Annotated in this window: 18 protein-coding genes; 13 read left to right on the forward strand and 5 right to left on the reverse strand. The window is 67.1% G+C overall.

What is annotated here, in order from left to right:
* Positions 1 to 628: 628 nt before the first annotated feature.
* The 3 genes from G8760_RS19785 to G8760_RS19795 all read right to left on the reverse strand — a co-directional run bounded on the left by G8760_RS19785 (position 629) and on the right by G8760_RS19795 (position 2762).
* Complete coding sequence (locus tag G8760_RS19785) at positions 629 to 1456, reverse strand: ImmA/IrrE family metallo-endopeptidase (protein WP_166354370.1); 828 nt, start codon at positions 1454 to 1456, stop codon at positions 629 to 631.
* Position 1457: 1 nt separating this feature from the next.
* Positions 1458 to 1793, reverse strand: coding sequence for a helix-turn-helix domain-containing protein (locus G8760_RS19790; protein WP_166354372.1), 336 nt, complete (start codon positions 1791 to 1793; stop codon positions 1458 to 1460).
* Between the two features lie 273 nt (positions 1794 to 2066).
* Positions 2067 to 2762: a helix-turn-helix transcriptional regulator gene (locus G8760_RS19795; protein WP_166354374.1), complete on the reverse strand. Its 696-nt coding sequence runs from the start codon at positions 2760 to 2762 to the stop codon at positions 2067 to 2069.
* 49 nt (positions 2763 to 2811) lie between these two features.
* Here G8760_RS19795 and G8760_RS19800 point away from each other — a divergent pair, with 49 nt between their 5' ends.
* From G8760_RS19800 to G8760_RS19850, 11 genes are all read left to right on the forward strand, one after another.
* Complete coding sequence (locus G8760_RS19800) at positions 2812 to 3501, forward strand: alpha/beta fold hydrolase (RefSeq protein WP_166354376.1); 690 nt, start codon at positions 2812 to 2814, stop codon at positions 3499 to 3501.
* A gap of 150 nt (positions 3502 to 3651) precedes the next feature.
* A complete protein-coding gene (locus G8760_RS19805) occupies positions 3652 to 5160 on the forward strand; it encodes a tetratricopeptide repeat protein (RefSeq protein WP_166354378.1) in 1509 nt (502 codons plus the stop codon).
* 161 nt (positions 5161 to 5321) lie between these two features.
* Complete coding sequence (locus G8760_RS19810; protein WP_166354380.1) at positions 5322 to 7109, forward strand: alpha/beta hydrolase; 1788 nt, start codon at positions 5322 to 5324, stop codon at positions 7107 to 7109.
* Between the two features lie 320 nt (positions 7110 to 7429).
* Positions 7430 to 8635, forward strand: coding sequence for a non-hydrolyzing UDP-N-acetylglucosamine 2-epimerase (gene wecB, locus G8760_RS19815; RefSeq protein ID WP_166354382.1), 1206 nt, complete (start codon positions 7430 to 7432; stop codon positions 8633 to 8635).
* 39 nt (positions 8636 to 8674) lie between these two features.
* Positions 8675 to 8839: a hypothetical protein gene (locus G8760_RS19820; protein WP_166354384.1), complete on the forward strand. Its 165-nt coding sequence runs from the start codon at positions 8675 to 8677 to the stop codon at positions 8837 to 8839.
* 4 nt (positions 8840 to 8843) lie between these two features.
* A complete protein-coding gene (locus tag G8760_RS19825) occupies positions 8844 to 9464 on the forward strand; it encodes an exosortase/archaeosortase family protein (RefSeq protein WP_166354386.1) in 621 nt (206 codons plus the stop codon).
* A complete protein-coding gene (locus G8760_RS19830) occupies positions 9461 to 10792 on the forward strand; it encodes a glycosyltransferase (RefSeq protein WP_166354388.1) in 1332 nt (443 codons plus the stop codon). The genes G8760_RS19825 and G8760_RS19830 overlap by 4 nt, the downstream gene beginning before the upstream one ends.
* Before the next feature lie 173 nt (positions 10793 to 10965).
* Positions 10966 to 11712 carry a hypothetical protein gene (locus G8760_RS19835; RefSeq protein WP_166354390.1) on the forward strand — a complete coding sequence of 249 codons (747 nt, stop codon included), beginning with the start codon at positions 10966 to 10968 and terminating at the stop codon, positions 11710 to 11712.
* Between the two features lie 102 nt (positions 11713 to 11814).
* Positions 11815 to 12570 (forward strand): hypothetical protein, encoded by a 756-nt coding sequence (locus tag G8760_RS19840; RefSeq protein WP_166354392.1) that lies wholly within the window; start codon positions 11815 to 11817, stop codon positions 12568 to 12570.
* Between the two features lie 45 nt (positions 12571 to 12615).
* Positions 12616 to 13362 (forward strand): hypothetical protein, encoded by a 747-nt coding sequence (locus tag G8760_RS19845; RefSeq protein WP_166354394.1) that lies wholly within the window; start codon positions 12616 to 12618, stop codon positions 13360 to 13362.
* Positions 13363 to 13470: 108 nt separating this feature from the next.
* On the forward strand, positions 13471 to 15861 hold the full coding sequence (locus G8760_RS19850; RefSeq protein ID WP_166354396.1) for an acyltransferase family protein: 2391 nt from the start codon (positions 13471 to 13473) through the stop codon (positions 15859 to 15861).
* Here G8760_RS19850 and G8760_RS19855 read toward each other — a convergent pair.
* Positions 15818 to 18274 (reverse strand): helix-turn-helix transcriptional regulator, encoded by a 2457-nt coding sequence (locus tag G8760_RS19855; protein ID WP_166354398.1) that lies wholly within the window; start codon positions 18272 to 18274, stop codon positions 15818 to 15820. The two genes, G8760_RS19850 and G8760_RS19855, sit on opposite strands and share 44 nt — an antisense overlap.
* Before the next feature lie 306 nt (positions 18275 to 18580).
* Here G8760_RS19855 and G8760_RS30625 point away from each other — a divergent pair, with 306 nt between their 5' ends.
* Complete coding sequence (locus G8760_RS30625) at positions 18581 to 21337, forward strand: helix-turn-helix transcriptional regulator (protein WP_166354400.1); 2757 nt, start codon at positions 18581 to 18583, stop codon at positions 21335 to 21337.
* Between the two features lie 19 nt (positions 21338 to 21356).
* On the opposite strand, the gene G8760_RS19865 is transcribed toward G8760_RS30625, so the two are convergent.
* The gene (locus tag G8760_RS19865; protein WP_166354402.1) at positions 21357 to 21899 is read right to left on the reverse strand and encodes an RNA polymerase sigma factor; all 543 of its coding nucleotides are present in this window, start codon (positions 21897 to 21899) and stop codon (positions 21357 to 21359) included.
* A 247-nt stretch (positions 21900 to 22146) separates the two neighbouring features.
* On the opposite strand from G8760_RS19865, the gene G8760_RS19870 reads away from it, so the two are divergent.
* The gene (locus G8760_RS19870; RefSeq protein WP_166354404.1) at positions 22147 to 23010 is read left to right on the forward strand and encodes a hypothetical protein; all 864 of its coding nucleotides are present in this window, start codon (positions 22147 to 22149) and stop codon (positions 23008 to 23010) included.
* Positions 23011 to 23074: the final 64 nt, after the last annotated feature.

Raw genomic sequence — 23074 nt, forward strand, 5'->3', positions numbered from 1 at the left:
GTACGGTCATGCTGGATGCCACACACGGGCGCGCCGTGGTGTGTACTTCTAAGAGTGCAATGGCGGCGAAATGACGCTGCATCTTGTGGGTCTACCGTTGGGCGGCTTCGATCTCGTCCCAGATCGCACGGTTGAGCAGGCTGGTCTCGCTGATCGGTGGTATGGCGGCGTCAAGGAGCCGCATCCTTCGAGATGGTTGATGCGGCGGGCCTCGTTGTTGGCCATTGCTGTGCCGTTGCGCTCCTGAATAAGCACCGCCACGTCCTCGCCGACTTCTGCTCGTACGGCGGCGTGTGCGATCACCAGGAGTTCGCCTAGATCCTGCTGCTGGCGCATCCGCTCACTCATGGGCATGCGGCACAGTCGCTGGACCGCGGCCGCCAGCTGTGGAGTCTCGTCGTCGGACAGAACTGTGAGCCGACGCGGTGACGATCTTCTTCCACGCTGCTTCGGCAGCCCCGAACCGTTGTTCCTCTTGGCGGCACTTGCGGATAACCTGCAGAGTCGACCTGCTCGGGGGCGAGCAGGTCGACTCCGCCTAGCCCTGCGTAAAGGATTCTCGTGGTGTCCTTGCGCGCGAGGAAAGTGAGGGCGGGACCGGCGTCGACTATCGCGTCCGGACCAGGGTTCATGCGTCGTCCAGCCAGGAGAGGTCGACGCCGGGATCGGCTCCGGCGAGGAGGTCGTCCTTGTCAGCGCCGTCATCGCGGGCGGTTGGTTTGATACCGGCCTCGTCGAATTCGGCGGCAAGATCTGTTGGGGCGATTCCCCGCACAGACGCAACAGTCTCGAGAGAAACAAGACCTGCGACGTAGCCTTCGATAACGCGAGCGAGCAATTGCTGCGGGGCCCGGCGATGGCGTGACTCTGCCTGGAGGCTTCTGTACTGGTCTGCCCAGCCGAAGCGGGCCGCCAGCGTGGGTGTGTAGATCGCAGACCACTCGGTGTGCTGCGGCGCGTTGATAGCACCCAAAGCGCGCAGTTGGATCGCGGCGACTGCTGGTGAGACCTGGAAGCGCTGGACGAGGTCGGAGAATGCCCTCGTCTCGAGCCGCTCGTTGTGCCGTTCAAGGAAATGCTGAACGCCCGGTAGGGGTATGAGCACGTGGCGCGCAAAGGATTGCGCACGCTTCTCGACGACGGAGCCTGCTGACAGGACGCCCGGCTTACCGTTGTCATGGTCCTTGAAGATCAGGTGTCCGAGTTCGTGGGCAAGGGTGCTTCTCCAGCGCATGGGCCTGGTGGAACTGGCAACGGCCACGATGGTCGCCCCTCGGGCGGGGTCGATCATCGTGAGACCGTGTTCGTTGGAATCGTCGACACCGAATACGGCGACGTCGACATCTTGCGTCTGCTCGATCAGAGCGACGATGTCTGCGATTGGCGCGATGCCGAGGCCGTTCTCCTCCCGGAACCCCTCTGCGGCGTTTCGAGCGTCTTCTTCGTAGGCGGGCACGTCAGCTGATCCCGTACTCGTCCAGGTAGGCGTCAAGTTCGAGGAGGTGCACGAGTTCGCGGCGCAGCCCGCTCATGTCGCTGCCGTTCTCTGCACGGGCGAAGCAGATGACCCGGTCACGCACCGCTGAGTGTTCGGAGATCTCAGAGACCGAACAGCCGATGGAGCCTGCGATGAGGATGATCTCGCTCATCTTCGGAATGCGTTCACCGGATTCGATACGCGACAGAGTGGACTGGCTAAGTCCGGTCTTATGCGCCAAGGCGCGCTGCGATATGCCGATCCGCTCGCGAGCGCTTTCGATCCGGGCACCGACGGAGGCGAAGGTAGCGGCCATCTGAATCACTCTCCTTTACTGTGATTCAGTATAGTTCGAGTTGGGCCGAGAAAGAAGTCGTCAGCCCTCGATCTGCGCCATCTCATGGACGTGTCGCCCCGCGAACGGCCCGGCCGACCTTGGTCGCCGACGGGACGTAGCCTGACGAGTTCGACGAGCCGATGAAGTACCCGGGGCAGGCTCGAAGGGCTGGGCAGGTGGCGGAGCAGTCCTTGATCTTCTCGGACAGACCCTAGTCACGACAGTCCGTTGGTTCGGAGTTGCTCGGCGGTGTCATAGGTCTGCCACGGATTCGGCGGTAGCTGGCGGGGTGCCGACGGCGGTCATGGGAATGTCGGCGGCGGCTTCCGTGGTGAGATGTGCGTTGCTGATGCCGTCGAGGCGGAACCAGCGGATCGCCTCTCGGCTTCGGCAATGCCCGACGAGGTACCACTGTCCTCGTGTCCCGGCGAGAAGTACCGGGTCGACGCGGCGGGTGGTCTGCTTCCCCCGCCCGTCGCGGTAGCGCATCACTAGGACGCGCTGTTCGTGCAGTGCTTGCTCGACCGTGCGGCGGGTGCGAGCGTCACCCGGCGTGTCGAGGTGGTCGATCCATACCCGGTCGTTGAGTGCGGTGGCGCGTTCTCGCGCGCGGGTGTCCATGACGCTCAGGGCCTTCACCAGCGCTGCCCGGGCGTAACCGTCGAAAGGTTGTCCGCGGTGAGCGGCGACGGCGGCGGCGAGTCCGGACACCTCGGCGTCGGTGAAGTTCACCGGCGGCAGGGTCGCGGCAGCATCGACCACGTAACCCCCGCCTGGTCCAGGACGCGCCCACACGGGGAAGCCGCCGAGTTGGAGCGTCGATATGTCTCGTTTGACCGTGCGGGTGCTGACCTCGAAGATCTCGGCGAGGCGTTCGGCGGTACGCCCGGTTGGTCCGGCACGCCGCAACTCCTCACGCAGTGCGTAGAGACGGTCGGTTCGACTCATCGATAAATAGTGACATACCGGTGACATTCTTGGGTGAGACGATGCAGTCATGACTAGTCCACGCGATTCGATTCTCTTCCTCAGCGGCGCGGGTCTTCCGGCTTGGATCTGGGACGACGTCCGCCGCGATCTAGGCGACGGATACGAGACTCAGGTCGCTTCCCGGCCCGACGGATCCAAGGCCCGGCTGCGTGACTATGCCGAGGCCGCCATTGGCAGTGCCCCGGCGGGTGAGTTCACGATCGTCGCGCATTCGGCCGGCGGCCTGATCGGTGCCGAGATCACCCGGCTCGTGCCCGACCGGGTCAGCGCGTTCCTCGGGGTCAGCGCAGTGATACCAGCGCCGGGTGGATCGTTCATCTCCGCCATGCCGGCACCCAACAGGTGGGTGCTGAGTGTTGCGATGCGGCTGGCCGGGACCCGGCCACCGGATTCGGCGATCCGGCGTGGTCTCGCCCATGGCCTCACCGACGAGGTCACCGATCGCATCATCGCCGACTTCCACTCGGAGTCGCCTCATCTCTACCGCGACCGGATCGGGCGTGGGGCGTGGAGCGGCTGGCGCGGTTATGTACACACGACCGGCGACCGCGAGCTGCCACTGAAGCTGCAACAACGATGCGCGCAACGATTGGGCGCAGGATGGCACGATGACCTCGCGACCGGACACCTTCCGATGATCGAAGACCCGAAGGCCGTGGCAGGTCTCATCACCCGGTTCCTCGACGCGCGATCATGACACCCGGTACGGCGCTGACTCGACACGCCATGCCATGCCATCTCCCTGACTAGTGCCGGCCGGTCCGTTGAGCTATCCACAGTTCCCCATACGCCGGACGTTGAGTCTCCGGGTGCGGCACACGAGCCGCCCCTGGCTAGACTTCGCGCTGTGTCCGCAGCACACAGCTATTTCGATCACCATTTCCTCGCCGATGTCGGACTCGCCGATCCGCCCGGGCCCGAGGCGCCCAGCGCATCGGCGACGCTGGCGGCCGTCTATGGTGTGGCCTGGTCCGAGCGTGTCGCCCAGCTGCTCGACGCCTGCGGCACCGGGGTGGCCACGGGCCTCGGTGAGCTGGATCTCTGGCCGGCCGAAGACTGGTTGCCTCCCGGCGGCGTCAACACTTTCGAGTTCATGATGCGGGAGCCGTTTCGGCTCTACGCGCTGATGGGTGATGCGGTAGCGATCGGTTCGACCAGCAGCGGCGATCAGTGGTGGATCGGCGTGCACGCGCCGGACGGGGAGCACGAGGTGTTCCTCTTCGATCATGAGGTCACCACGCGCCGCGTCGCCGCCGACGGCGTTGCGACGATGGCCTGGCTGAATCGGTCGATCGCCGACGGCGGCGCGGAGGCCGACGCGTTGATCGAGGCGCTCGGTCGCGGCGCGGTCATGCACGAGCGCGACGGTGTGCTCGACGTTGTTGAGCCCGGCACCCCATCGGCCACCCAGGTTGCCGACGCGCAGTTCGACGAGGGGCTCGTCGTCGCTGGGTTGTTGCTCGGAGACGGCGGCGCTCTCGACGCGGCGACGGATCTGGATGTGGCCGCGGCGATGTCGGCGACCGGCCCGGCGGAACCGATCCGGACCCTGTGGCAGCTCTACTTCACCGGATATGACGAAGCCCTCGGTATGGCGTTGACCGACGCGGCGCGGCACCCCGCACTGGTGGTCCGGGACGCCGCCGGGCTGATCGAGCAGCTGCTGACCGACCGGCCGATGGCCATCGAGCCTGACCTGCGCGGTATCCGCGAGCAGATCTCCCGGGGAGGACACGTCGCCGGTGCGGTGAACGTCGGCTATGTCGCCAGAGACGATGACGGAACCATCGGCGCCGACCGGTTCGCGGCGGGTGACTATTCGGGTGCGTTGGAGGCATTCGAGCGGGTGCCCGACGGAGCGCGCGGATTCGGCGTGTTGTCCAACATGGGGTACTGCTACCAGCAACTCGGTCGGCATGCCGAAGCCGTCGACATGTTCGAGCGCGCCGTCGGGCTGGAACCGAAGGCACACGTCTACCGGGCGGCCGCCTACAGCCATGGCGAGCTGCACCAATGGGCGGCCATGGGGGAGGCCGCCCAGCGTGCGCTCGATCGTGAGGAGGACAGCTACACCTGGCAGCAGCTCGGTATCGCGAGGCAACAGCTCGATGACCATGCCGGTGCGGCGCAGGCCTACCGTCGGGCGTTGGACGTCGAACCGGGCAACGGTTACGCGGCGTTCAACCTCGGTCGGGTCCGCTGGCTCAGCGGCGCCGACGGTTTCGCCGAGATGATCGCCCACGGGCTCCGGCAGGCGCCCGAGCTGCGTGCCGTGCTGGCTACCGACGATTACGCCGACCTCCGGGCGGATCCGGCTGTAGCGCGCCTGCTGGATTCCGTGGCCGACCCCGAGTAGTCGGTCTCGACGCGCGACCGAGACCGTTCTCGGGTCGAGCGGCCCGCGACGCCGCACCGTCGCCGACGCCGCACCCCCCGATACTAGACACCTGGCCTAAACGTAGGGCTCTGACCAGCGGAAATCTTGCGGGGAACGCGGCGACTCCCTACATTCACTCCTTGATCGGAGTCATCCGCACCGGTCTCGTCGTGCCCCACAAGGGCACCCACAAGGGAGACATCATGTCGTGGTCTCATCGACCATCCGTTCTACCAGCGGTGATCGCAACAATGATCACGCTCGTCCTCGTGGTGCTCAGCGGCGTTCCAGCTGCTAGCCATGCGCCGAGCGGCGAGAGCCCGCCATCCTCGGCCGTCGCCTCGATCGCTGCGGCGGCGAGCATGCCGGTTCAGCCAGCAGCGAGCTCGGCATTACCCGATCCGTACAAGACAACTGAGTACAACGCGTCGCGACACGAGTACCGGCTTACGATCGATGGGGTCCGGCGGGACGTCGTGGCCTATCTTCCGGTCCCGGAGAATCCGATGCTGGCGGTGGTTGACCGCCCCATTATCGTGCTTCTCCATGCTACCGGCGGCAACTACGGCCCGGACTCCTACAAGGGGATGATGGAGTTCCTGGCGAAGAACGGCTTCGTTGTGGTCGCGCCCACCTGGGACGCACACGCTTACAGCGTCGTCGACCAGAACGCCGACACCGCCTCCGAGGTGTATGGCTCGCCCGCCCGGGTGATCAAAACGGTCATCGACGACAGCTACCGCCGTTTCGAGGCGCACACCTTCTCCGATCAGGTGGTGCTGATGGGGCACAGCGTCGGCGGCGCGGGTGTGGTTCGGGCGGCGGACGCCATCGGCAACACGTGGATCCATGACCGCCGGGTCCGGATCAAGTCCGTTGTCGCCATGGCGCCAGCACCGAAGGACCGCGATATGCGCGAACGGCATGCCCTGGCCGGCAAGTCGTCGTCGTTCCTGGTCATGATGGTCGCCAAGGACGAAGACATCCACGGCATCGGTAGCCCGGACAGCGTACGCGACACCGGCTTCAAGCTTTACGACGTGGCGGGGTCCGAAGAGAATCTCTCCGCCAACGCAGCAGCGCTGTACCCCGACAAGGATCTGCTCTTCATCAAGGGCGGATCGCACTCCACGTTCCGCGGCACCGATCCGTCGCTGTCCGGGACTATGTACAGCTACCGGCGTTTCGCGGCCGCATATGTGAACGCATATCTGCGCCGGCACGTCTACGGCGAGAAGGTGTACGACGCGTATCTTCTTGATGGTGTACGTTCGCCGTCGTCGCCGGACACCCTCGTGTACCGGCAGGCGCACAGCAGCAAGAACAAGCTGGTGGTGGAGAACTTCCAACGTGGCCAGGGCTCGACTGGGTCTTTCTACGGCGGCGGCTCCAGCAGCGTCGGCCGGATCATCAGTTCGTCCACCGCGCTGTCCTTCACCCGCGAGAACAGTCACCGGCTGACTGACTCGCCGCACGCTACCCGGGTCTTGGTGACGACGTGGAACACCGGTGCAACGCCCTACCTCGAGTTCGACTACGCCAATGATCAACGTGTCGACGTCAGCCAATACAAGTACCTCGGGATCCGTATCGGGCAGATCCACAATCACCGGCACAACGAGGTGGACACCGGCAAGGACCTATCGGTGCGCCTGCTGACCATGTCGAACGGTAGCCGGGTGCTCAGTGATGGTGCTCGGATGCATGTGCCCTATCCGTTCCGCGAATGGGTGAGGCCGCAGGGGCAGGGCACGGCCGAAGCGACCAAGAGTGCGATGCACACGGTGATCATCCCGCTGGATAGCTTCGGCGCGGGCGTGAATCTGAAGAACGTCGACGGTCTGCGGATCTATCTGCCCGGCAAGGGGCAGGTGCAGATCGACAACATCGAGTTCTTCGGTGAGCGCACGGTGGTGCCGGTCTACTGACAGCTTCCCTCCTGCATGGATGCGAGGCGGTATCAGTCCTGTGGCTGCTCCGCCTCGCATCCATCCCTGCGTGATGTACCTCCTGGCTCAGAGTTGCGGATGGCGGCGTATCCGAGGGGTCTATTCGCAACTCTGAGCCAGCAGGCGCACGGGACTGTGGTGTGCGTCACAACAACTCGTCCGTGCTGACTTCTCCTCCACGCGTCTAGGTACAAGTAGTCGCCCGGCGTACACACCGGACGACGAGCCGCCCGGCACGATTCCCGAGCGGTTCCGGGGGGCGCGTATCCACGAGTTGAGCGTGCGGATGGGGGAGTCAGATGCGTGGAGGAAAGCGCCGGGTGCTGGTGGCATACGGCACCCGGCCGGAGGCGATCAAGCTGGCGCCGGTGGTGCGGGAGATCAGCCGCAGTCCATGGCTCGAGCCGGTGGTGGCGGTGTCCGGCCAGCATCGCGAGATGCTTGACCAGGTCAACGAACTCTTCGGGATCACCCCAGACATCGATCTGGACATCATCGCGCCCGGGCAGACGCTGACTCAGGTGACCAATCGAGCCCTGGACGGCTACTCGAACTACGTGGCAGCCGGTGAGTTCGACGCGGCGATCGTTCAGGGGGACACGACGACGGCGTTCGCGGCGGCGCTCGCGGCGTTCTACGCCCAGACTCACGTGGTCCACGTCGAGGCGGGACTACGCACCGGGCATATGTACTCCCCGTTCCCCGAGGAGATCAACCGGCGGCTGATCAGCCAGATGGCCACCCTCCACTTGGCGCCCACCGGGATGAGCCGGGACAACCTGCTCGCCGAAGGGGTCGATGCCGGCGACATCACGGTGACCGGAAACACCGTGATCGACGCGTTGACGCACGCGGCCGGGCTGCGTCGCCCCATCGGTAACGTGGAGGTGGACGGGGCGATCAGTGCCGGTCGGCCCATTTTGCTGGTGACGGCGCACCGGCGGGAATCGTGGGACACCGGGCTGGCGGCGATCGGGAACGCGGTCGCAGCGGTGGCCCGGGCCCACCCGGAAGTCCTGGTAGCCGTCCCGGTTCATGCGAACCCGATAGTGCGTGAACGGTTGTTGCCGCCGATGGAAGGTATCCCGAACGTCGAGGTTCTCGAGCCTCTGTCCTACGGGCCGTTCTCTCATCTGCTCAGCCGGAGCGCGGTGGTTCTGACCGACTCCGGAGGCATCCAGGAGGAAGCACCCACGTTCGGGGTGCCGGTCCTGGTCACCCGGAACACCACCGAGCGGCCGGAAGCCGTCCAGGCTGGGACGGCCCGGCTGGTGGGGACCCAGTCCGGGGGGATCTTCAGCGCCGTGTCGAGAGCTCTCAGCCGGCCGGCGGCGGGGGCGCGATCCGCGGACGGCGCAGCCGCCATGGCGCCGGCCAACCCGTTCGGTGATGGCAAAGCCGCCGTGCGGACTAGAGCAGCGGTTGAGGCGTTGTTCGGCGTCGGACAGAGGCGGCCGGAGTTCACCCTGCCTGAACCGGTCTTGGCCGAGGCATACGCATCGTGACCCGCCGGAACAGACTCCACGAGGGTTAAGGAGATACGCATGTACGGGAACAATCCGCTGCCGCAAACCGGCTTCGCCGCCGGGCCGCTCGCGTTGCTGTTCAACGGTGCCAGCCTGATCGTTTATGTGCTGCTGGGGATGGCGCTGGTGGTGGCCGGCTTCGTGCTGATGCGCACCTACACCCATCAGCGTTCGGAGGCGTGAGACCGTGTCCGCCGCCACGACGCCGTCCCCGTCCCCGTCGCCATCGCCCGCCCGCCGGCGCCGCAAAGACCAGCCCGGACCGCTGATGGTGGCCGCTCGCCGGTTAATCGCGCTGATGCTCCTGGTGCTGGCGGTCTGGGCGATAGTGAACGAACAGGCCTTCCGCGCGGGTGAAGCTTGGGCGGTCTCCCACATCCTGGATGGCATCTTCGGGGTCAACAGCATGGCCGTCGCCGGTGAGCCGCTGTTCGTCTTTCAGGGGCGGGCGGGGAACGAACTCGGCTGGTCCGGTCTGCGGATCACGATGCAATGCACGGTACTGCTGTTCTTGGTGCCGACCCTGTTCGTCGCCGCGATGGCGTTGAACGGGCGCCGCGTCCCGGGCCGCCGGATTCTGCTCGCCACCACCGCGGCCGTCGGGCTACTGGTGGTGGCCAACCTCGCCCGCTGCGTGATGATCGCTCTCGCCATGAACCAGTGGGGCCGGGCCGGATACGAGTGGACCCACGTGTTGGTGGGCAGCATCGTGATGCTGGCCGCGGCGCTGGTTGCCGTGCTGGTCTTCGTCCGGCTGGGTTTCTTCGGCCGTCGTGACCGCCCGGGCCGGAGGGTGCAGCCGGCATGATCCTCGGGGTTTTCAACGTCGCCGCGACGCTGGTCATCTGCCTTGCGGCCGGGTACTTCATCCTCACCATGGGAGCGGGGATCGCCACCCTGCGTCGGCACGACACCCGGCTGCACGTCCAGGGGCAGGCGTCGTACGGCAAACCCCACGAGGACGCACCAAGCGAGTTGTATGTGTATTTCCTGGTGCCGTGTTTGAACGAGGCGGAGGTCATCGGCGGGACCGTCGCTGGGCTGATCGGCAATCCGAACGCGACGGTTGTGGTGGTCGACGACGGATCCGACGACGCCACCAGCGACGTCGCCCTGTCCCACGGCATTGGCGAAGTACAAGTGGTGCGTCGCAACCTCCCCGACGCGCGCAAAGGGAAAGGAGAGGCGCTGAACGCCGGGCTGGCCCGGATCCGCGAACTGGTCAGCTACCGCGAACAGGACGAGAACCGGGTGATCGTGTGTGTGATGGACGCCGACGGCCGGCTCTCGGACAAGGCCCTCTCGTACGTTTTGCCGCTGTTCGACGAGGACGACGTCGGCGGCGTGCAGCTGGCGGTCCGGATCCGCAACCGGCACAACTTTCTCACCCGATTCCAGGACTTCCAGTTCTGGTCGATGTCGGCGGTCACCCAGTTCGGCCGGGAACGTACCGGCACCGTCAGCCTGGGCGGCAACGGCCAGTTCACCCGGCTCGTCGCGCTGAACCAGGTGGGGGAGAAGCCGTGGTCGAACTCGCTCACCGAAGACCTGGACCTGGCCGTGACCTTGGCGTTGCGCGGGTGGCGGTTGTCCACTACTCCGTTCGCCTCCGTTGACCAGCAGGGTGTGGACAAACTCGGGCTGCTGATCAAGCAGCGCACCCGGTGGTATCAGGGGCACATGCTCACCGCCCGGCGGCTGCCGGAGATCTGGCGATCCCGGAAGTTGTCGCACGGCTCGGCGTTGGAGATGTCCGCCTACATCATGGTGCCGTGGCTGCTCGACCTGCCGTGGTCGATCCTGTACCAGTTCTGCATTCTCGGGCTGGCGGCCAACCACCAGGTGATGTTCGGGTTCGCGGACGGCCCGATCGGCCTGGTGTCGATCATCGTCGGCTGGTATGCGCTGGCGTTCGCGCCGGCTCTAGCGACGGGGTTCGTCTACCTGCGGCGGGACCGCACGGTGGGGTTCTTCCGGGCGATGGCGCTAGGGCACTCCTTCCTGGTGATGAACTACGTCTCCTTCATCTGCGCGTGGCGGTCGCTGGCCCGGATCCTGCGGGGCGAGACCAGCTGGGACAAGACGGCCCGAAGCCGGGAACAACTCCCCGGCGCGGAAGCGGCCGGAACCGCTTAGCGATGGCCGGCCGCGGTGGTGGGAGCAGGGGGAGCCGCGATGAAGGACGTATCGGGCGGCCGTGACCCGCCGGAGAGGGTGCGCTGGCGGCGCCCCGCTGGACGCTAGCGCCGCCAACGCTCTTCGCTCCGACAGACAACTCGCACCACACGTTGCGACGGAAGGAAGTATTGATGAGACTAGCAACCCGCGCCGCCGCGGCAGCAGCCGTGAGCGCGGTTCTGGTCGGTATGAGCGCGCTGACCGCCAGCGCCGCCGACTTCGCCGGCTCGGCGACCGCCACGGACACGAACTCGTCGAACCTGTACGAGCACGTCACCCACCCTCCACTGCCTGGTGGCGGGGGTGCGTTGTGGGGAGGCGGTTCGCTGATCTTCCCCGCTGAGCAGGACGGATCGTCCGGTGACGGAAACCAGGCGTATCCGTCGGTGGGGGCGATGCTGGAGGCACCGCGTCCGCTCTGCGCCGACGGCAGTCTTGCCGACGACGGCACGGTGACGGTCACCGTGTCGGTCCAGGTACGCAACGACGGTCCGAGCCAGGGTCGGGCCTACGTCGGCGGTCTGCGTCTCTACGCCAACGGCGACGACGTGGTCAACCAGGACATCACCTTCTCGGCGCCGGTCGGACATCAGGAGACGCTGACCGTCTCCGCGCAGGTGCCGGCCGAAGCTCTGGAGTCCGGGGACATCGGCGTTCACCTGTCGACGGAGACCTACCACCAGCCCAGCGGCACTACCTACAACAGCGGCACCCAGTGGACGGCGGACCAGTTCAGCGCGACGTACGAGTACGGCGTCGGCGAGGACTGTGCCGACGACATCCCGGCGGTCGCCCCAGCTGTGGCCCTCGGGGCAGGTGTGCTCGCCCTCGGTGGCTATGGCCTGTTCCGGCGCCGCCAGGAGTCTCAGACCGCCTGACCGCCCCCCGTGAGGACGCGGTGGTGGCGTTCCCCTGGATCAGCACCGGCGCCACCACCGCCCCTCAGATGCCGGGTGTCAAAACTCGAAAGGACAGACTCAATGAAAACCATGATGCGGACGGCGGCGGCACTGGCCGCCGGGGCCGTGCTGGTCGGGGTGAACGTGCTCAGCGCGAGCGCCGCCGACTTCGCCGGAACCCCTACGGCGTCGGACGCCAACCCGGAAGACTACCGGCCGCAGGCCGACTACCCGTCGCACGCCGCCCTGCCTGGCGGCGCCCAGAGTTTATGGGACGGCGGCGCGGTGGTGTATCCAGCGGACTCGGATGCGTCAGCGGGTGACAACAGCCAGGTTTATCGCGGCGTCGCGGCCACCTTGGCAGCGCCGCGCCCGGTCTGTGCCGACGGCTCGTTCGCCGATGACGGCACGGTCACCGTGACGGTGAGTGTCCGGGTGACCAACAACGGGCCGAACGACGGCGTGGGTTACGTGGGCGGACTTGCCACCTACGACGGTGCCGGAACAACGAGCGGTCAGCAAATAGTGGCCGACGCCCCCGCCGGACATCAGGAGACACTCACCGTCACCCGGACGGTTCCGGCCGCCGACCTGGCCGCGGGCGAGTTCGGCATCCATTTGTCGACCGAGACGTATCACTCGCCAACCGGTACCACGCGCAACACGGGAACCCAGTGGACCGCTGACCAGTTCGTGGCCAGCTACGAGTTCGGTGTCGGTGAGGACTGCGCCGACGACATCCCGATCGTGGCCCCAGCCGTCGCCCTCGGGGCAGGTGTGCTCGCCCTCGGTGGCTATGGCCTTTTCCGGCGGCACCAGCACAACCACGCTGCCTGACCGCTCCTACAGCACGAGACCCAAGAATCTGAAAGGACCTCCTTGATGAGAACTATGATGCGGGCGGCAGCGGCACTGGTCGCCGGGACCGCTCTGGTTGGCATGAGCGCACTCGGTGCAAATGCAGCCGATTTCGCCGGAACACCGACGGCTGTCGACACCGATCCGGACTTGTTGGAGCTGTCGCCCTCTCACACGAGCCTTCCGGGTGGTGGCCAGGACTTATGGGACGGAAACGCCCTGGTGTTCCCGGCCGACCCGGATGCATCGGCGGGCGCGTCGAACCAGGTGTACCGGACGGTCGCGGCCACGCTGGAGGCGCCGCGTCCGATGTGTGAGGACGGCACGTTCGCCGACGACGGCACGGTAACTGTCACCGTGAGTGTGCACGTGACCAACGACGGTCCCAGAGGCGGGGCCGGCTATGTCGGCCGGTTGGGCGTTTACCACGATGACGCGCTGGTGGCGGCCGATCCGATCACCACGGATGCCCCCGCTGGCCATCAGCAGATGCTGACGGTCACCACCCAGGTGCCAGCGGCCGATCTCGCGGCTGGCGACGTGGCGGTCTTGCTGGCCACCGAGACGTACCACTCGCAGGACGGGCAGACCGCCAACAACGGGACCCAGTGGACCGCGGAGCAGTTCAGCGCGGCGTACGAGTTCGGTGTTGGTGAGGATTGCGCCGACGACATCCCGATCGTGGCCCCAGCTGTGGCGGCCGGTCTTGGCCTGGCCGCGTTGGCCGGGGTCGGCGTGCACCGGATGCGCTCCCGCAACCAGGCCGACTGACCGGCCGACTATGACCGCGGTGGCGGCGGGGCTCCGTCCCAATTCGACCCGCCGCCACCGCTTCCATCAGCCAGTGCTGTCCAGCGTGATCCAGGGGGAACAAGCTCGATGACGGCGGCGGACCAACGCCAAGCACCAGCCCGGACGTACTACGGCGCGATCGACGGACTGCGCGGGGTGACGATCCTGTCCATCCTCGTGTACCACACCGGCCTGTACGAGAACGGCCTGTTCGGTGTGGACATGTTCTTCGTGCTGTCCGGCTTCCTGATCACGTTGATGTTGCTGCGCGAGTTCGGCCGCAACGGGCGGATCTCGCTGCGCCGCTTCTACGTGCGCCGGGCCAAGCGGCTGTTGGTGCCGCTCGTCGTGACTCTGGCGGGGACGGCGTTGATGGTGCTGGCCTGGGGGCGGTACGAGGAAGTGGAGCGGGCCGGGCAGCAAGGGCTGGCGTCGTTGTTCTACGTCGCCAACTGGGAGCAGATCTATCAGGGGGAGGCGTACTGGTCGAGTTTCGGGGTGCCGGGGCCGCTGGCGCACATGTGGTCGCTGGCGGTGACCGAGCAGTTCTATCTGGTGTGGCCGCCGCTGCTGCTCGCGGTGACGCTGCTGGCGCGGCGGCGCCTGGTGTTGTGGCTGGGTGTGGCGACGACGGTCTTGTTCCTGGTGGCGTCGCTGGTCCCGATCATGTCCTACGACGGCACTAATGCCGACCGCCTCTACCTGGGCACCGACAGCCACGGTATGGGGTTCCTGGCCGGTGGACTGGCCGCGTTGATCCTGGCGCTGGTGCACGGCCATGTGAACCGGGCAGGTGCGGAACGCCAACATCGGCAGGTGCCGGGCTGGGTGCTCAATGTGTCCGCTGTGGTTCTGGTAGCCAGCATCGTCGTCCTGTCGATTCGGACGTCGTCGTACCACGAGCCCTGGCTGTACCAGGGTGGTTTCAGCGTGATCGCGCTGCTGGGCGCCGCGCTCACGTTGACCCTGGTGCGCGACGACACCGTGATCGGCCGGATCTTCTCGGCCAAGCCGCTGGTGGAGATCGGCAAGATCTCCTACGCGCTGTTCCTGGTGCACGTGCCGATCTTCTGGGCGGTGCAGAAGAACGCCACCGATCCGAGCCCGACGTCGTTGTTGCTGTACGGCGTGCCGTTGTCCGTTGCGGTGGCCGCGTTCCTGCACCACATCGTCTCCGAACCGGCCCGGATCCGACGATGGAACCTCACGGGCCGCAGTGTGGTTAGCGTCCTGATGGCCGGTGTGGTGGCGGGCTGGGTCGCGTTGCCGAGTATGGCGCAGACGACGGCTGGTGATGGCGACGTCGCGGTGCTGACCCTGGGTGACTCGTTGAGCCACGACTTCTCCGACGCGCTGGCCACCTACTATCCCGACCATTTCACGGTCACCGACGGCGGCCTCGGCGGCTGCGGTGTGGCCTCCCCGGAGCTGACCCGCACGCCGCGTTCTGGTGAGCTGGACGTGCCGAACGGCTGCCTGCCGTGGGAGGAGCGGTGGCGGGACTGGATCCAGACCGCCGAACCCGACGTCATCGTGATCAACCTGGCGTGGGACGGTGTTGAGCAGCTGGTGGACGGTAGCTGGCTGGGTGCGTGTGACGACGCGTACCGCGACCACTATCGGGAGCGGCTCCAGGTGATGAGTGACCTCGCCGCCCCACCATTGGGTGAACGGTCCGTCCTGGTGACGAACTCGCGGGTGGACACGCCGGTGAACAGCGCCGCCGAGGCGCGGTGCCATTCGGTGCTGATCGAGGAGTTCGTCGAAGGGCAGGACCGGATCGATCTGCTGGACCTGAACGGGTTCGTTTGCGACGACGACGCCGGCACCTGCCACGAGACAACACCGGACGGCGCGCTGATGTATAGCGACAAGGTGCACTTCACCGAGTCGGGCAAGCAGCACATCAGCACGTGGCTGGCCACCGCGGTGAGCGCGGCCGCCGGTGTGGACCCGCCCGGGGAACCCGGCGGCGCCCTGGTGCGGCGGGCACCGACCCGGCCACCGGCCGCGACCGTCGCGGCGATCGCCGACGTGATCGGGGTCCGCGAGGGCGAGGTGTGTGACGACACTCCGATCAGCGAGTTCGACACCGTCGACGCGGCCTTCGAGGCCGACCGGACCGGCTACTTCGTCTGCGGCGGCGCACGCTGGCGGGTGCAGATCCACACCTACGCCGACGACGCGCTCGCCCACCACGCGGCGAAGAGCCTGATCGAGCAGCTCGGCGACGCCGGCTGGGTCAACGTCGAAACCGGCGACGCCGCCCGCCGGGTGCGGTACGACGCGGACAGCGGCCGCGTGATCGGGATGCTGCGCACCAACTTCAACGTCACCGTCGTGGAGCGGACCACCGACGCCGGGCTGGACGTCGCCGACGTGAAGACCACACCAGCCATCAAACGTCTCGATGGTGTGTGGGCCGAGCTCGAGGCTACCCAGACGAAGGCAGGAGCCCGAGCGCCCGAGCCGCCGTGATCGCTTCGTGCCGGTTCCGCGCATGCAGCTTGCGGTAGATGCTCCGAGTGGTGGACTTCAGCGTGTTCACCGACACGAACAGGGTTGTGGCGATTCTCGGCAGCGTCGCATCGGATACGAGTGCGGTCAGCACCTCCAGTTCCCGGTCGGACAACTCCGGGATGCCTTCGTGATTGGCCCGGTCCAGCGTCGCGATCTCCGCGTTCAGCCCCGGCAGGTGGCTGGACGGTGGGGGAGAGAGATGCCCGGCGATGACGGCGGCGCAGAGCCGCGGCGCGAGCAAGATAGGCCGTCGGCTGTCGACGTGTTGCAGCAGCGCGAGGAGGCTGTGGAAATGCGGCTGGGCATCCTGGCCGAGCCGCAACGCGCATTCCGCCTGCAACGCGTAGAGATCGGCTCGAACGGTGCGGGGGACGACGCTGTCGCTGGTCAACTCGGCGAGTTCCCGGCTGGCCGGCGCCGCGTCGTCCATGGCCAGCCGGGCCCGGGCCCGGGTCACCACCAGCATGGCGGTGTGCCCGGGTGGCGCGGTGACGTCGTCCAGCGCGGCGAGTGCCGCCTTCGGGTCCTGTTGTGACAGCCGCACCTGGGCGCGGGCGATCCCGGCTAGGAAGGCGTTGAACGGGAGCTGATTGGTGGTGTATTCCGGGCCGCACAACAACAGGGCCTGCTCGCCCGGGATCGGGTCGCGGGTCAGCAGGGCGAGGGTGGACCATGCCAACGCCAGCCGCGCGGCGGGAGGTTCGGCGTCACCCTTCATCCGGTCCAAGGCTTCGTGCAGGATGGCCGCCACGCCCGTGGTGCGGCCGCGTTCTAGAGCGAGCAGGCCGAAGGTAATGGACAGGTGATCGGTGAACTGGTAGTCGGCCAACCCGCTGTCCTGTACCAGCGCCAGCGCTGAATCTGCCTCGTGCTGGGCAGCGGCGATCTCTCCCCGCATAACCAGGGTGTAGGCCAGCAGAACAGCACAGTTGGCGCTGAACCAGGTGGCGCGGTTGTTGTGGGCCATGGTCCGGGCCGAGCGCAGGGCGATCTCGGCGTTGGCCAGGTCGCCTTCGGCCAGCCGCGATGCGCCGATCTGTGCGGTGAGGAAGACGATGCGGGTGTGGTGTTCGTTGCGTTCGTCGCTCGAAATGGCATTAACAAGGTCGAGTGCGACCCGTTCGTGTTCGTTCGCCCGGTGGATGTCTCCCTCGAACCGGGCCAGCATCATGTTCAGCCCGTGGTACGTCAACAGCGGACCGCTGAACACGTCGTGGTCGAGCAGTGCGCCGGCTTGCGCTAGCCGGAACCGGAACGCCGCGACATCGAAGTTGGGTGGGCGAAGCGACGTGACGGCCGCGATCAGCAGCAGTGCCGGATCGTTGGCGAGGACCTCCTCGCTGACCGCGGCGACCGCCTCGTTGACGACAGGACCGGTGCGGGCGAACGGGATCAGGTCGCTGCCCCAGCGTTCGCGGAGCACCTCGGCGACGGCGTGGTCGAGGGTGGCGTCGACCAGGTACGGGAGAGCCTCCGCGGTGCGGCCGGCCTCGACCAGCATCCGGGCCACCTGGCTGACGACCTCGCCGCGCCGGCCCGGGCGCTTGATGTCGAGACTGGCCAGCAGGCTCCGCCGCAGTGGTTCGAGCAGCCGCCAGGTTCCCGTCGCTGGCGCGTAGACCACCAGTCCGGTGTCCGCCCAGGCGTCGATGAGCTGGGTCGGGCTGGTGGGCGGGTTGTCCGGTTCGGTTGGCTGGTCGACCGGTTCGGCGAGTGCGGCGGCGAGGGTAACGGGATCGAATTGTGGTAGGACGGCCGCGTTGGTGAGCGCCGGGAGTTCCACGGCGGGAACCACCCTGATGACCTCGTCGCGGATGAATCGTTCAACAGCGTCGTTGCGGTGGTGACCACCCGTGTGGGTGGGGTGGCTACGGCGGGTAGTGTCCCGGTGCTCGCGCAGAGTGGCGTCGACGAGGGCCGGCCAGCCGTCGGTGGTGCGATGCAGCTCCGCCTTCTCATCCGGGGTGAGCCGCACCCGTCGGACAGCGGCGAGAGCGCTCACCTCCTCGTCGGTGAAGAGGAGGTCCTTGATGGTGACGATCCGGGCGCTGCCGTCGAGCGTCAGGCCGGAGGTTACCGCCACCAGTGGTGTCCTGGTGGCGACCACTAGCCGTGCGCCGAACCCGCGGACAAGGTTGACCAGTTCGCCCCATGCGTCCGTGTCGGCGCACTCGGCCTGGTCGAGCAGGATCACCTCAGCGATGTGCTCGCCGCGGGTCAGCCGTTCGGCGCAGCTGGCAACGTCAGCGCTGGAGGTGAGCCATGTTGTCCGTTCCGATCCGATCTCCTGGGCGAGCTGATCGAGTAGCACCGACTTGCCGAGACCGGCCGGGCCTTGGAGCACGGTGATGGAGGCGGACGTGGTGGCCAATGGCTGAAGGAGCCGCCTCCTGGCGAGCAAGCGGGGGGATGTCGCGCTGCCCCGAACCAATACTTCTCCCCCCAGGAAGGCCGTGGCCTGCCAGGCGCCACGCATCGCGGATCAATTGAATCATGGCGGTGGACTGGACCTCTCAGTGGATCACCCCGGCTATCACCCCCTGAACCAGCCCTTTGGGCACCTGCCTCGTGGCCCCCTGAACCATCCCCGAAAGACCTCGACGATGACATCACGACGGCGCGGTCCCCATGTCGTGGCCAGTGGTAGAGCCAATCGACACATTGGGTGGGAGACACAATGACGGAGATTGAGAACGGGGTCGACGTGGTGGGGCGGGACGACGAACTGAACCTGCTCGGCGGCTTGGTGGAGCCGCTGGCGGCGGGGTCGGGCGGTTCGATCGTCGTCGATGGGCCACCGGGTATCGGCAAAACAGCTGTACTGCGAGCGTTCGTGGCGCGGGTGCAGGCGCAGCCGGCCCCGGACGACGACACGACGCCGGTGTCGTTCACCACGGCCTCGATGGATGAACAAGAGTGGCCCTACTCTGGGCTGCACCTGGTGCTGTCCGGAATCAGCGCCGTGATCGACTCGCACCTGCACGACGCACTGATGACCGAACTGCGTGAGCTGTCCGTAGGCCTTGGCGACCACACCAGCGCACATCAGGTGTCGATGCGGCTGCTGTCGGTGTTCGGCCAGGTGAGCCGGCCCATGTACGTGGTGGTGGACGACGCACATCGGTTGGACTCGTCGTCGCAGCAGGTGCTCGGCTTCGTCGCCCGGCGGCTCGGTTCGGTGCCGGTGGCCATGGTCTTCGGAGCGGATCTGTCGACCAAGCCGGTTCCTTTCGAGGCGTTGACGAGCCTGTACCTCGGCGGGCTGAGCGAACCGGGGGCACGGACACTGCTGGAAAACGCCGCTGGAGCGCCGTTGCCGGCCCGGGTCACCCGCCAGATCGTGGCCGAGGTGGGTGGACATCCCCAAGCGCTGCTCGACGTCGTCGACCGGATCCCGGCCGACCAGCTCACCGGGCGGGTCGAGCTCGACGTATACCTGCCGGACTCACCCGTTGTGCGGCGGCTGTGCCTGCCCGAGCTCGACCACCTCGGCGAGGCCGAGCGCCGGGTGCTGCTGGTCGCCGCGGCAAGCCAGGACCGGCGCCTGGCGCCACTACTGGACGCGTTGCGGGAGCAGGACGAGGCCGTCGTGAAGTGGATGATCGACCACTATCTCGTCAGCGCCGACGGCACCTTCACCTTCCGCCGGCCCGCCATCGCTTCCGTTATGTGGCGGGCCGCCACCCACTCGCAGCAGCTTTGGGCACACGAGGCGCTGGCCCGGGCATACCGGACCAGCGGCGACGATCAGTGGTTGTGGCACAGTGCGCAGACATCTCCCGGCGTCGCCGAGGAACTGGCCGGTGCCCTCTATGCCGCCGCGGGTGCGAGCGCTCGGGCGGCCAAGCTCGAGCAGGCTCGGGCCTGGGCCCGGCAGGCGGTCCGGTTGACGCCGCCCGGAAAGCGGCGAGCCGAACGGCTGCTGTTCGCCGGTCAGCTCGCCCTGCTCGCGGGGTACTTCGACGAGGCGGTCCGGCTCGCGCGGGAACGGTTCAGCGAACCGATGACCGCGCAGCAACGTGGTGACCTCGCCCTGCTGGAGATCCGGGCGCGTCAGCTCGTGGACGGCGAGGTACCGTCCGGTGTCGTGACCCGGCACGCCGAGGAGCTGGCCGGAACGGACCCGAGCCGGGCCGCGCAGCTGAACCTGGCCGCCGCCCTGGGGTTCGCCCGGCGCCTGGAGTCCGCCGAAGCGGGCCGTTTCCTGACGCTCGCGCAGCAGGCCGAGAACGTGGACACCACCACCGCCGGGATGCTGCGGTACACCGAGGCCGCCGTGGCGTCGCTCCGAGGTGAGCATGACATGTCGATCAAGCTGATCGAGGGGGCCGAACCGCTGGGCGACACCTTTGCCGAGGCCGAACGGCACCTGACCCATGTGACCGTCCTGGTTCGAGCCGGCGCGTACGCCGAGGCGCGGCAACTGCTCACCGGCCTCGTCCACGACCCCATTCTGGGCGCGAGCGCGCTCGTGACGGGGTGGGCGTATGCGGTGCGAACCCTCCTGGAAATCCGCGCCGGTGACATGAATGCGGCTGGGACAGCGGCCAAGGCGTGGGAGAACGCCGGTGCTACAGGGTTGTCGAACGCTGTTGTGCCCGCCTGCATGATCCGTGTGCACGCGCTGCTCGGAGAGACCGAGCTGGCGTGGGCCGCCCGCCGCCGGGCACTCGACCGGGCCCGGCGGCACGGCGACTCGTGGGTGAACGCCTTGGTGGCAGCCGAGACGGGGGCGCTGTTGTTGACTCTGGGCCGGGTCGGTGAAGCAGTGGCGACCCTTGGTGCGGCGCGTTGCTACGCCGTGGAGCATCCCGATCCGGCGATGTTCGCGACTGAACCGGACTACATCGAGGCCTGTGTCCGCAACGGCGAACATGAGCGTGCCGTCGCCGCCCTCGAAGTGTTCGAGGAACGGGTCATCGCCGTCCCCACCGCGTGGGCCCACCACACGTTGGCCCGCTGCGCGGCCCTGGTGAGCGCGCCGGAGCCGTCGGTACCGTTGTTCGAGGAGGCCATCACCACACCCGCTGACGGGGTCTCCCCGGTTGAGCTGGCCCGCACCATGATCTGCCTGGGGGAGCGGTTGCGTCGGCTCGGTCACCGGATCGACGCCGGCCGGTGGCTGCGGCAGGCGATGGCCGTGGCTGAGTCCATCGGTGCCACGGCGCTCGTCGCACATGCTCAGGAGGAGATACGTGCCACCGGCCAGGGCCCCGTCGTCGATGTGGCCACGATCAGTGGGCTCACCCGCGCGGAACGGCGGGTGGCCGCTCTTGTCGCGGCCGGGCGGCGCAACCGGGAGATCGCCGCCGAGTTGTACGTATCGGTCCGGACCGTCGAGACCCATCTCGGCCGGATCTACCGCAAGACGGGTATCGGTTCGAGGGCCGAGCTCGCCAGTTTGGCCGCGGAGACGGCTGAACCCCGACGTTGAGATCCGTCAGACGGGGACCTTAGCCTTGCTGGGCCTGGAACTCCGCGCGCAGCGCCTGGCGGGCCCGGCTGGCCAGGCTGGACACCGCGTTCGCGTTGAGCGACATCTGTTCGGCCAGCTCGGCGGGTGTATACCGGTCCACCTCCGTGAGCCACAGGACGCCGCGCCACCGCGACGGTAGCGCCGCCAGGGCCGCGGCCGCGGCGTCGCCCTGCGGGTTGGGGTGGGCCGGCGCGAGGTGGGGTTCCAGTTGGGCGGGGTCGTCGACGTAGATGGTATGGGTATTCCGACGGGTGTATCGGTAGGCAAGCCGGCGCACCGCGGCCATCACGTAGCCCACGTACGAGTCCGACGGGCCATGGCCGGAACTTATCGCCTTCAGCATCGAATACATGGCGTCGTGGACGATGTCCTCGGCGACGATCGGGTCTCGGACGATCCGGCACGCCACCCGTTGTGCCTGCGGCGCGACCCTCCGATAGAGCGCGGCGAACGCGGCTTCGTCCCCGGCTCGTATGCGTTTGAGTAGTGCTGTCGAATCTTCGCTCTCCACCCCATTCATCACGATCACCACACTTGTGGTGGGGGCCGTGGGGGCGCGTCGAGGTGAGCCACATCATCAACTCGGGGCGACGTGTGTACGTACCCAGCAAATAGGGCATATGGGGTATATCAGGAAATCGACCGCAATGGGCGGGTCGACAACCGATCTCGCGTTATCTCCGTACACCTAATGACAGGAGAAATCGAGCTCGAGGCGCTATTTGCTCAGCGCCCCTGTCTGCCGACAACCAAGAAAGGCAGGCATGATGAACAGCGACATTACCCGCCTGGACGATGGTCCCAGGCGTGCACGCGTCTTCTGGATCGGTGGAGTGGGTGCACTCGCCGCTCTCGCGACCGCCACCGCCTTCGCGCTTCCAGGAGCTGCGGGCAACGACGACGCCACCGCCACCGCTGCTGGTCAGGAGCATCCGTTTGGTGCTGTGGACATGGCCGACGACGAACTCGCGGCCGCCTACGAGCGGTGTACCGAAGGTTGGGACGAACTTCCGGAATACGACGACGGCGACCCAGAGATCGACGACGGCATCGACTTCTCCGACGTCGATTGGACCAAGGTCGAGCCCTCGTTCGGTGTCCGCGCGGCGGACGTGCCGTCCGACTGGGAGTACAACAGCTGGATCGTGGCGCGTGAAGGTGCCAGCTATGCCGTCTTCACTCCGGGCCCGGATGGCGACGAGTGCTCCGGGACGGCAATCGAGTTCGATCCGGGGGATGCGGAGAAAGACCTGTTGTGGACACCGGTGGAGCAGCAAAGCGCCGATGGCGGACGGTACATCTCGTCTGTTGCGCGGGTGACGGTCCAGATCGGCGACGGGGCGGAGCAGGATGCCTTCATGCGCGACGGCTTCTGGTTCGTGCCGGTATCGACGGAACCGGACTGGGATGATGCAGACCTCGAGTTCGGGGATGACTACGACGGTCCCATGGATGTCTTCCCCGGATACGTCCTACGGGGGTATGACGCCTCAGGCCAGCTGACCTACGACTCGTCGACCTACAACGAGTCCGCCGCGTTCGACGCCTGCGAGGAGGAAGCCCTCAACGCGGATAACCCCCAATACGACGACGTCTTCGACGACTGCATGCTCCACGAATGGGGTTTCTGAGGCAGGTTCACCCTGCCACGTAACCCACAGGTCGCCCCGCGTCCAACGGAGGACGCGGGGCGAC

This window comes from Phytoactinopolyspora limicola, from assembly GCF_011320225.1.
Classification (GTDB): domain Bacteria; phylum Actinomycetota; class Actinomycetes; order Jiangellales; family Jiangellaceae; genus Phytoactinopolyspora; species Phytoactinopolyspora limicola.

Excerpts from the sequence above, each read along its gene's own strand:
- G8760_RS30625 (WP_166354400.1), top strand. The coding sequence starts at position 18,581 with ATGACGGAGATTGAGAACGGGGTCGACGTGGTGGGGCGGGACGACGAA.
- G8760_RS19795 (WP_166354374.1), bottom strand. The coding sequence starts at position 2,762 with ATGAGTCGAACCGACCGTCTCTACGCACTGCGTGAGGAGTTGCGGCGT.
- G8760_RS19835 (WP_166354390.1), top strand. The coding sequence starts at position 10,966 with ATGAGACTAGCAACCCGCGCCGCCGCGGCAGCAGCCGTGAGCGCGGTT.
- G8760_RS19865 (WP_166354402.1), bottom strand. The coding sequence starts at position 21,899 with ATGAATGGGGTGGAGAGCGAAGATTCGACAGCACTACTCAAACGCATA.
- G8760_RS19800 (WP_166354376.1), top strand. The coding sequence starts at position 2,812 with ATGACTAGTCCACGCGATTCGATTCTCTTCCTCAGCGGCGCGGGTCTT.
- G8760_RS19820 (WP_166354384.1), top strand. The coding sequence starts at position 8,675 with ATGTACGGGAACAATCCGCTGCCGCAAACCGGCTTCGCCGCCGGGCCG.
- wecB (WP_166354382.1), top strand. The coding sequence starts at position 7,430 with ATGCGTGGAGGAAAGCGCCGGGTGCTGGTGGCATACGGCACCCGGCCG.
- G8760_RS19840 (WP_166354392.1), top strand. The coding sequence starts at position 11,815 with ATGAAAACCATGATGCGGACGGCGGCGGCACTGGCCGCCGGGGCCGTG.
- G8760_RS19870 (WP_166354404.1), top strand. The coding sequence starts at position 22,147 with ATGAACAGCGACATTACCCGCCTGGACGATGGTCCCAGGCGTGCACGC.
- G8760_RS19790 (WP_166354372.1), bottom strand. The coding sequence starts at position 1,793 with ATGGCCGCTACCTTCGCCTCCGTCGGTGCCCGGATCGAAAGCGCTCGC.
- G8760_RS19850 (WP_166354396.1), top strand. The coding sequence starts at position 13,471 with ATGACGGCGGCGGACCAACGCCAAGCACCAGCCCGGACGTACTACGGC.
- G8760_RS19830 (WP_166354388.1), top strand. The coding sequence starts at position 9,461 with ATGATCCTCGGGGTTTTCAACGTCGCCGCGACGCTGGTCATCTGCCTT.
- G8760_RS19845 (WP_166354394.1), top strand. The coding sequence starts at position 12,616 with ATGAGAACTATGATGCGGGCGGCAGCGGCACTGGTCGCCGGGACCGCT.